Below are 9,209 nucleotides of genomic sequence, written 5' to 3'. Positions count from 1 at the left end.
CAGCTTGAATCATGCTCAAAGCCTGATGTGAATCCCTTTTGTCAACACGACCTAAACTTGCCGTTAATCAGTTATATGGAGAAAAATATGGACGAATTGATCTCTGGTGGCTGCCTTTGCGGAGCCGTCGAATACACTATCAGGAACGACTTCAAGTTCCTTCTGTTCTGTCATTGCGCTCAATGCCGGCGCATCTCGGGTTCCGCCCACTCCTCGAACCTCTTTTCAGACTCCGCTAGCCTGTCCTGGGTGAAAGGTGGGGAACAGGTCGAGTGCTTTCGTCACCCAAGTCGCGTCTTCGCAAAGGCATTCTGCCGAGTGTGCGGATCGGGCCTCCCTTTCTTGAATCGGAGCGGGACAATGGTCATTGTTCCCGCCGGATCACTGAACTCTGAACCTAGACTGGGCAAGGCAGCCAAGGTCTTCTTGGCCGAGCGTACACACTGGGCTCCTTCGAACCTGGCGCTCGAAGAGTTCGAACACTTTCCCAACTATTTTGCCGACTGACACCAATGGTCAGTAAAACCACAGCCGACCATTGTTGTCTCTCCGGTCAGTTATGGGCTCGGAGCGGTCTTGCGGCAGAGCGGCGCGGTGCTTGGCCAGCTGAAACTGTACCCAAGACGCACATTGCCCTGAGCCGACATCCGTCACCAACTTAGGATGCTGCAGCGCAGCCATTCGAAGCTGCCTTCCGATGCGGTTGTGTGCCTCAGCGCGGGGCAGAGGTCGACACTGCTGACATTGAGACGCAAAATCTGGAAACTGAATTAGGGAGCTCGATCGAAGCATGCCGCAGTGACCTTGGGCCTCTATCAACGGCCTGCAAGCGCATGGCGATGCAACCGGATGAAACGGCGCTTACCCGCCCTTGACCGCATCAGCCGTCGGAATCGCGACCTCTCTAGCCTGAGCCACATATACGGCGACCTGCAGTAGGTCGGCTGCATTCCTCAGGGCGCGGTCTTGCAAGAGCTGGGAGAGTCTCGAAGCTTGCGACCAGTCATCGAGGGCTCCGAACCGACGTGCGATCAGAGCCGCAGCTTCCGGACGAACCGCGACAAGACGATCCAGCGCAGCCGCGATCTCCTGCCGCATGTCCGGGCTTCCGACGCCGTTGTGGACCGCGAGCGCCTGCACGATGTGCTCGAGCTTGTCCAAAGGCTGGCTGGGATCGGCAAGGATCAACTCTTCGAGCCGAGCGATTCCCTCTGCACCATCGATCTCAACGAGCCCCGCAGCGAAGGCCCCGAGGTGATCCGTTCCCCGATCCCAGCCAGCCACCGTCTCGACATAACCGCGAAGCTTTGCGCGCGCCGCGTCATCGCCGCTAAGGCCGAGAAGCAGAGCGCGGATCGGGATGTAGGCATAGGACTGTGGAACCTGCATTGCCTTCAGAAGGTCCTCGACCGGAATTTGCACCTCGATCCGCCGTAGGGCGTCATAGGGCGCCTTGTCGAGCTCGCGCAGCGCAAGATCGCGCAGCGCGGACTCCGGACTTGCCTGCAGTGCCGAGAACATCTCGAGCCGTTCGAGATCAAATGATGGGTCCCAGCCAGACTTCTTTGCGATCACTTGCTCGACCACTGCCCGGTAAGCGGGCGAAAGATAGGCGATGCGCCGCCATTTCTCCGAAAGCGGGTCGAATCCGAAGAGAACGGCATCCTCTGGGTTCGCAAGCAACGATCGCTGCGTGTACGCGTCAAGGAATTCTGTGAGACGTGGCTTCCTGCCGCCGTCTATAAGGGTTTCGGTCACCTTGAAGGCATAAGGCGTGTCCGGGTCTTGGCGGGCGAGCACCAAGTGATCCGACAAGATCACCCAATCAATCTCGGTCCGTTCCGGCAGAGCCGCATCGAACGCGCAGGCGGTGACGGGCTGGACCATGCCAGTGACTGCCGCTGCTCCGATCAAAGTGGCGAGCAGCAAGGACTTCATCGTTCCCGCAGCGCAGTTCATGATTCACCTCAGGGTTGACGCGTCCGAAGCGTAACGCGCTTTGACAGTTTCCGTCTAGGAAAGCCTGAGCTCGCCGATTGGACCGCACGAGCGAATTACCTGTGGCAAGCTCTTGGGAATCGTGCAACCTTTGACTGCATAATATTCTCTTTTCACAAATAATTAGCGGGGAGATCGGAATGTTTCGCGCTTTTGCCACCACCTCGATGCTTGCGCTTTGCGCCGCAAGCGCAGTTTTCGCGCAGGACGTGCCGACAAATCCACTGAAAGAGGCCTACTTCGGCAACCTGCACGTGCATACCGCCTGGTCGTTCGATGCCAATATCAACGGCGCGATCGCCGGCCCCGACGAAGCCTACCGGTGGGCAAGGGGCGAGGCGATCCCGGGAGGCGGAGGTGGCCCGGACCTACAGATTCTGCGACCGCTCGACTGGTACGCTGTCGGCGATCACGCCGAGTACCTTGGGACGCTGCCACTCATCGCCGATCCGACCAGCCCGGTCAGCAAGCATCCACTTGCGGCCGCGATCAACGGAGACGATCCGGAAGCGTCCTTCGCTGCCATGAACGAAATCCTCGACGGGATATCCAACGGGCAGAATGACCCGATCCTCGGCGATTCCGAAATTATGTCGAGCGTTTGGGAGAAGATCGTCGATATCGCCGACCAACACTACGATCCCGGTGAATTTACCACATTCGCGGGGTTCGAATGGACCTCCAACCCCGGTTCGCGCAACCTGCATCGGGTGGTGATCTTCCGCGACACAGAGAACGTGTCCGATCACGCCTTTTCTGCAATTGAATCCGACCGGGAGGAAGACCTTTGGGCTTGGATGGACCTGCAGCGCGAGAACGGTTCGGAACTCCTTGCCGTGCCTCACAACGGCAATGCCAGTGACGGTCTCATGTTCCCGATCGGCACCACCTACGGCGGCAGCGATATCGACAGCGACTATGCCGAGACGCGGATGCGCAATGAGCCACTCTACGAACTTACCCAGATCAAGGGCACATCCGAAGTCCACCCGGCGATAAGCCCAAACGATGAGTTCGGAAACTTTGAGATCTGGGACTACACCCTGTCCGCAGACGCTGTACCGCCGGAGAATAAGGTTGGTGGCTACATGCGTGAGGCCCTGATCCGCGGATTGGCTCTTGAGGCCGACGGCAACGGAAACCCGTTCAAGTACGGCTTCATCGGTGACAGCGATACCCACAGCGCGGCCGCAGTGATCGAGGAAAACAACTACACCGGCAAGTACGGCTTTGAGAACAGCCCTGAACATCGTCTCGTAGGCCCCCCGGGGCTCAGCGACGCAAATGCCCAGCAGGTACGAGAGTTCAGTTCCGGTGGCGTGGCCGGGGTCTGGGCGGAGTCGAACACGCGCGAGGCGATCTTCGACGCCATGGTCCGCAAGGAGACCTTTGCCACCTCCGGCGTGCGGATGCGGGTCCGGATGTTTGGCGGCTTCGGCTACCCTGAGGGCGTGATCGAAAGCGCGGACTGGCTGCAGGCTGCTTACGATGGCGGTGTGCCCATGGGCGGCGATCTTCCCACAGCTCCGGAGGGTGCGGCGCCGACCTTCCTCGTGGCTGCGCTCAAAGAGGCGGATGGCGCCAATCTCGATCGGATCCAGGTGATCAAGGGGTGGGTCGAGAATGGCGAGCAGAAGGAAGCCATCTATGACGTCGCGCTCTCGGATGGCCGCACCGACGGCAGCGAGCTGGTTGGCAACACGGTTGACGTAGCCGAGGCCAGCTACACCAACGACATCGGGGCCGCGGAGCTGATGGTCGCCTGGACAGATCCCGAGTTCGATCCTGCGTTGCCTGCGGTCTATTATGCACGTGTCCTTCAGATCCCGACGCCGCGCTGGTCAACCTATGATGCCAAGCAGCTAGGTGTCGAGGTGCCGGACGGATTGCCGACCGCGATCCAAGAGCGCGCATGGACGTCGCCCATCTGGTATACGCCGGAAGGCTGAGCCAAAAAGAACCCTCGGATCGTTCGTATCGGATCCGTTCGGTGTGGCACTTGGCGTTTGTCCGCTCGCCGGTGTCTTGGTTCTTGCATGACCGTATAACTCGAAAGGCGCGACCGGAGAACACAGGCTGAACTTCCGCTGTCGAGGACTTTCTCAAGCCGATCATAGGCAGCTTGCCAACTTGACGTAGCCTTTCGTTCCGGTCGCAGCGAAGGTCAGCTAGCCGCCCATGTGGGTAACAGACATCTTGCTGCGGAGCGCACATAGGGCGTTCGGGCGGATGAGCGGTGGCGCGGCCTCACGGACGATGGCAACACCGTTGAGGAAGATCTGTCTTGTCCTTCGGTATTTGGCGCACGGTACCTCGGGAGCAAAGAACTCCATTGCCTACGGTCTGGGTCCGACGATCGAGCGATGGGAATTGCATGCTGGTGGGAGGTATCATTTTCTCAGAATATGACATGTATCATGGAGCGGGGCGCGATCTCCATATCAACTGACGAGAGCTTCGGAGGTTTGTGCCACCGCGAAACTGTGGCTTGTTCGGAGTGGATGGCAACGCAATGATGAGCTCAGGGGGCCGTCGCCCTGATTGCAGGAGGTGTTGAGTGAGGAGGACACCATGAAACGACTTTTCTTATTGGTGGCTTATCTCACCTGCGGAACCGGAATAGCTCTTGCAGATCCCGCGACTGAGTGCGGAGGGAACAGCCAAGTCCAGATCGGCAATTGCGTTGCCACGATGCTCGAGAATGTCGATGCGGCCATGGAGGTCTACTTGGGCTTCGCTATGGATAGCGCCAGAGAGCTCGACAAAATCACCGAGCGCGAGGTTGCTGTGCCAGCCCTGAGCGCCGGGCAGTCAGCCTGGATGGACTACCGCGACGCTCATTGCAAGTATGTCGGGGCAACTTTTGGCGGCGGCTCAGGAACAGGGATTGCGATCAACTCCTGCAGGGTCGAGCTTGGTCGCGAGCGATCGAGGGACCTGTCGCGCTACATTCAGTGAGCTCTCAGTCTCGCCCCATTTATTGACCTGCTTCACCTATTGTCGTAACCGGTGTTCCGATCACGCCTTGGCGGCGGAATTCCTGGGCATGAGGTCGGCGATCTCACTCTGCATGTGACCTCCAGAAATGGCGGATAAGGTCGTTGCCAGCGAAGTGTGCGGATCGACGGCGACGTCCGCTACTGCGCTGAGCTGCCGTTCGTCCTTGGCGTAGCGAACGACGGCTCCCCGCCTTTCGTGTCGGAGGCCGGTCGGATGCCGTAGGGGGAATGAAGGTCGCGGGGAGGGTCACATGGGCCAATTCTTGACCTGCCCCCCGCGGGTCCCTCGTTCATAACGAGAGTCTGCTGGTTGGATTTTGGTATTCGGGCGCCTCGTCGGACGCAAGCGCGGCGGGCGCGGAGCCCTCAAATTGCTCAAGCGCTCGGCGCGCTTGTTGCGGGGTCTGGTTGCCCAGCGAAGAGTGCGGTCTGACCGCGTTGTAGTCGTAGCGCCACAGGGCCAGCTTCCGCCGCGCATCGTCCAGGCTTTCGAAGAGTTCCTCGTTCAACAGCTCGTCTCGCAGGCTGCCATTGAAGCTTTCGATGAACGCATTCTGCTGGGGCTTACCCGGATCGATGTAGTGCCAAGGCACCTCGTTCTCGTCGGCCCATTTCAAGATGGCACGACTGGTGAACTCGGTTCCATTGTCGCTGACAATACAGCCGGGCATGCCGTAGACCCTGATCAGGGCGCTCAGTTCCCGAGCAACCCGTGCGCCGGAGAGGCTGGTGTCTGCGACAAGGCAGGCATTCCCGGGTGCAGTCGTCGAGCACCGCCAGAATCCGGAACTTCCGCGAGGCGCCGAAGCTGTCGGACACGAAGTCCAAGGACCAGCGCGCGTTGACGCATGCCGCTGAAGGCATCGGCGTCCTTGTTCCGCGCGCGCGCTTCCGGCCACGTCGTCGCTTCACTGACAGTCCCTCTTCCCGGTAAATCCGGTAAAGTTTCTTGTGGTTCATGATCATGCCCTTGCGTTCCAGCAGGACGCCAATCCGGCGATAGCCGAACCGACGCCGCTTGCCGGCGATCTCCTGCATCTCCTTGCGGATCTCGGCACAGTCCGGCCGGCGTTCTCGCCGGACTGTCTTTGGATCGACACCAACCAACTTGCAGGCTCTGCGCTGCGAGATGTCATGATCCCGCATCACCCGGAGCGCCGCGTCTCGCCGCTTCGTCAATGTCGTCAGCTCTTTCCCAGCAAGTCTTTCAACACGACATTGTCGAGCATGGTATCGGCCAGCAGGCGTTTGAGCTTGGCGTTCTCGTCTTCGAGCGCCTTCAGCCTGGCCGCCTCGGACACTTCCATCCCGCCATACTTGGCCTTCAGCTTGTAAAATGTCGCCGTGCTCAGACCGTGTCTGCGGCACACCTCCGCAGTCGGCATGCCGGCCTCTTGCTCTTTGATCATCCCAATAATCTGTGCCTCGGTGAAACGGCTCTTTCGCATGTGTCTGCTCCTTCAGAGTTGGCGCAGACTCTACATCACGGTGAGGGATTTCGCGGCGGGCAGGTCACGCAGGATCGTGTTCCGGTCAGTTTCCGCGCGACCGGGGCTTTGGGGGTCTTTGGCGGTCTCGACGGTGTCCGAGCAACCCAGTGTTCCGGGCAGCCAGCCGAGAGCAGCGCTCCCGCCGCCAGCGCAAACGGGAACTGATAGATGCCCGGCTTCATCGAAGTCGCGCGATACGGGCGCACGCGGGGGCGGGACAACGGAAGCGGGCTCTTCGAGCATACCGAGCCACTGGTGCTCGATGCGCGTCCGGATGCCGAGGTGGCGATCGAACGCGCGCGGCTCGGGGCGATCAGCATCGGTCGGGTCACATCTACAGGGCATCGTGTCGGGGTGCGCGAGCCGGTCGGACTGACGCTTCTGATCCCCGCCGCTGGCCGGATCGGTTGCACCGTGCGTGGCGATACTCTGCAAGCCGCGCGCGGCGAGGCGCTGTTCCACTCGCCAAACCGGCGCAGCACTCAGGTCTCTCCGATGACGGACACGCGGTTCGTCGGTGTACCGGTCGTGATCCCGGAGGCCGAACTCCGGATCGCGACCGAGCGGGGCGGCGTTCCCCGCGCCGTCCAGTCCGGCTTCAACGCCTTTGCCCTGAGACTCTCGGCTCGAGCGCAATCGCAGGTTGCGGAGCTGTTGCAGATGACAGAGGTTCTGTGCTCCGGTCTCTCGCGCGGCGCGCCCGGTTTTGAAAACGAAACGGTCCGGACCTCGTGGGCGGCGCTCCTGACCGAAAGTCTCGTCGAAATCCTGCAGCTGTGCCAAGGGGATGTCCGCAAAACTTCGGTCAGTTCGAAGAGTATGGCCCGGATCGCGCGACGGGCGCGCGAGTACATGAACGACAACGCTGCCGCCGTACATACAGTGGCTGACGTGGCCCACGCGCAGGGTATCAGTCTGCGCAGCTTGCAATTGGCGTGCCGAGAGATCCTCGATCTGACGCCGAACGAACTTCTGACCGAGGTGCGACTGGAGCGCGCGCGTAGGGCGTTGATGCTCGAGGACGGTGCCGAAAGCGTGGCGGATGCCGCATTCGCGCAAGGCGCGAATCACTTGGGCCGGTTCGCGCAGAAATACTGCGAGCGCTTCGGCGAGAGCCCCTCGGAAACGCTCTCGCGGCGGCAGGGCGGGTGTAGGAAGGAAAATTAAAGAGCGTGGAATGCGCGTTTCGGACAGTCTCTTCGCGATCCGGATTGCCTCAAATTCAAGAAGATGAACTTATTAGGTCATGTGTACTAAGGAGCTGAACATATAAGAAAGATTAAGCATTGAAGGTCGCGGGGCGCGAGAGGTTTGAGCACATCGACAGCATTGGCCCGACCTCTCTCATGCTGTCCGTATCCCCAGTCGTGACGCATCCGGGAGACCAGGATGCGCAAGAGGGGGCCGGGATCGTTCCGTGCCCCAGGCAAAAGGAAAGGCATACCGATGAAGACGAATGGAATTCTTGCAGCCGGGCTGGCCGGCCTGACGATCCTAGCTGGCTGTGTCGAGACGACCGAAGACAGCAGCGCGCCAGGCACGCCCTCGGTCGGAAGCGCCTCCGACCTGAGCTCTTTCGAGGGTGCGCGCGCCGGCCAAGCCGAGATGGGCATTCGGAACCTCGGCTACGAACCGGTGCGCTCTGAGGGGCTGACGACCTGGTATTTCAACCGCGAAACCGGGGCGTGCGCCGAGATCACCACCTCTGACGGTCGCTATTCGTCGGTCACCATGCTGCCGGCACAGGATTGCTGAACGGGTCGCGCCCCCCTCAATTCTGACCGGCGCGGTTCTGTGCGGAAGACATCCGGGGCCTCGTGCAGATGTCTTTCGCATACATCTACAGATTGTATTTGCAATGACGCGGGCACTATTCTTTCATGGCGAAAAGATCTTGTGCCGGACGATTTTCGGCATTTCGAGGCTTTCGGATATGAGGCCATTTTTATGACGCGCGTCTGGACCTTCGTCCTCAGCATTGCGATCAACCTGCTGGCCTTGGCCGTTCCGCTGGCCTTGCTTCACGTCTACGATCGGATCCTACCGAACCAGTCCATCGGCACGGCCTACGTGATCTTTTCGGTCGCCGCCGTCAGTGTCGTCGTCGCGGCTTTCCTGCGCTACGTGCGCTCGGCCATCCTCGCGCGCTCTGGCGCAGAGGCGGAATATCACCTCTGGATGCGAGTGGTGCACGGCGCGTTCTCGGGCCCCGCGACGCGCAGCCTGAAGCCAGAGCAACGCGAAATCCTGTTCACCTCACCAGCGCGGGCGCAGGACGCGCTTGTCGGACAATCGATGCTGCCCATCTTCGATGCGCCGTTCGGTGTGATCTTCGTCTGGCTCGTTTGGTTCCTTGGCGGTCCGCTCGTCTTTGCGCCACTGGCGGTGGCTGGGCTCGCGATCGTCATCATCGGGCTGGCTGCGGCGGCGCATCCCGAGGCGTTGAAAACCGAGCTTCACCGCGAAGGCCGCGTCAGCGCGGTGTTCGCAGCGCTCGCGCGCACCGGCGGCGGGGCGCTGATCAGGGGAGTAAGCGCCCGGCTGTATGCCAAACTTTGCCGCGAGCGCGGCACGATGGCTGCTGCGCAGGCCCGGCTCGATCGCATGGACGGGCTGCTGACCGACGTGACGCAGAGCGCGAGCCTGTTCGTCATGCTTCTCCTGCTCGGTTTTGGCGCGGGGCAGGTGCTGTCCGGGGATCTCACCTCGGGTGGGCTTGCGG

General features: G+C 60.9%; 7 protein-coding genes and 1 pseudogene. 6 read left to right on the top strand and 2 right to left on the bottom strand.

Translation table 11 applies throughout. The annotated features are described in order from the left end of the window. Window positions 1-507: GFA family protein (locus AC6RA4_RS16080; RefSeq protein ID WP_500162031.1), on the top strand; the 507-nt coding region annotated here is incomplete at its 5' end. 354 nt (window positions 508-861) lie between these two features. Here the strand turns inward: AC6RA4_RS16080 and AC6RA4_RS16075 are convergent. Continuing rightward, the gene (locus AC6RA4_RS16075; protein ID WP_500162029.1) at window positions 862-1,959 is read right to left on the bottom strand and encodes a hypothetical protein; all 1,098 of its coding nucleotides are present in this window, start codon (window positions 1,957-1,959) and stop codon (window positions 862-864) included. Window positions 1,960-2,138: 179 nt separating this feature from the next. Here AC6RA4_RS16075 and AC6RA4_RS16070 point away from each other — a divergent pair, with 179 nt between their 5' ends. Beyond that, window positions 2,139-3,947: a DUF3604 domain-containing protein gene (locus tag AC6RA4_RS16070; RefSeq protein WP_500162027.1), complete on the top strand. Its 1,809-nt coding sequence runs from the start codon at window positions 2,139-2,141 to the stop codon at window positions 3,945-3,947. A 622-nt stretch (window positions 3,948-4,569) separates the two neighbouring features. After that, the gene (locus tag AC6RA4_RS16065) at window positions 4,570-4,956 is read left to right on the top strand and encodes a lysozyme inhibitor LprI family protein (RefSeq protein ID WP_500162025.1); all 387 of its coding nucleotides are present in this window, start codon (window positions 4,570-4,572) and stop codon (window positions 4,954-4,956) included. Between the two features lie 331 nt (window positions 4,957-5,287). On the opposite strand, the pseudogene AC6RA4_RS16060 reads toward AC6RA4_RS16065, so the two are convergent. After that, a pseudogene (locus AC6RA4_RS16060) lies at window positions 5,288-6,445 on the bottom strand (IS3 family transposase). A 210-nt stretch (window positions 6,446-6,655) separates the two neighbouring features. Here AC6RA4_RS16060 and AC6RA4_RS16055 point away from each other — a divergent pair. The 3 genes from AC6RA4_RS16055 to AC6RA4_RS16045 all read left to right on the top strand — a co-directional run. After that, window positions 6,656-7,654, top strand: a complete 999-nt coding sequence (locus AC6RA4_RS16055) for a helix-turn-helix transcriptional regulator (RefSeq protein ID WP_500162023.1) — start codon at window positions 6,656-6,658, stop codon at window positions 7,652-7,654. A 279-nt stretch (window positions 7,655-7,933) separates the two neighbouring features. Further along, a complete protein-coding gene (locus AC6RA4_RS16050) occupies window positions 7,934-8,242 on the top strand; it encodes a hypothetical protein (RefSeq protein WP_500162021.1) in 309 nt (102 codons plus the stop codon). A gap of 141 nt (window positions 8,243-8,383) precedes the next feature. Further along, window positions 8,384-9,209: 6TM ABC transporter family protein (locus AC6RA4_RS16045; protein WP_500162019.1), on the top strand; the 826-nt coding region annotated here is incomplete at its 3' end.

It is taken from the genome of Salipiger sp. (assembly GCF_059781815.1).
The sequence above is the reverse complement of the archived record's forward strand: the minus strand, read 5'-3'. Positions and strand labels throughout refer to the sequence as shown.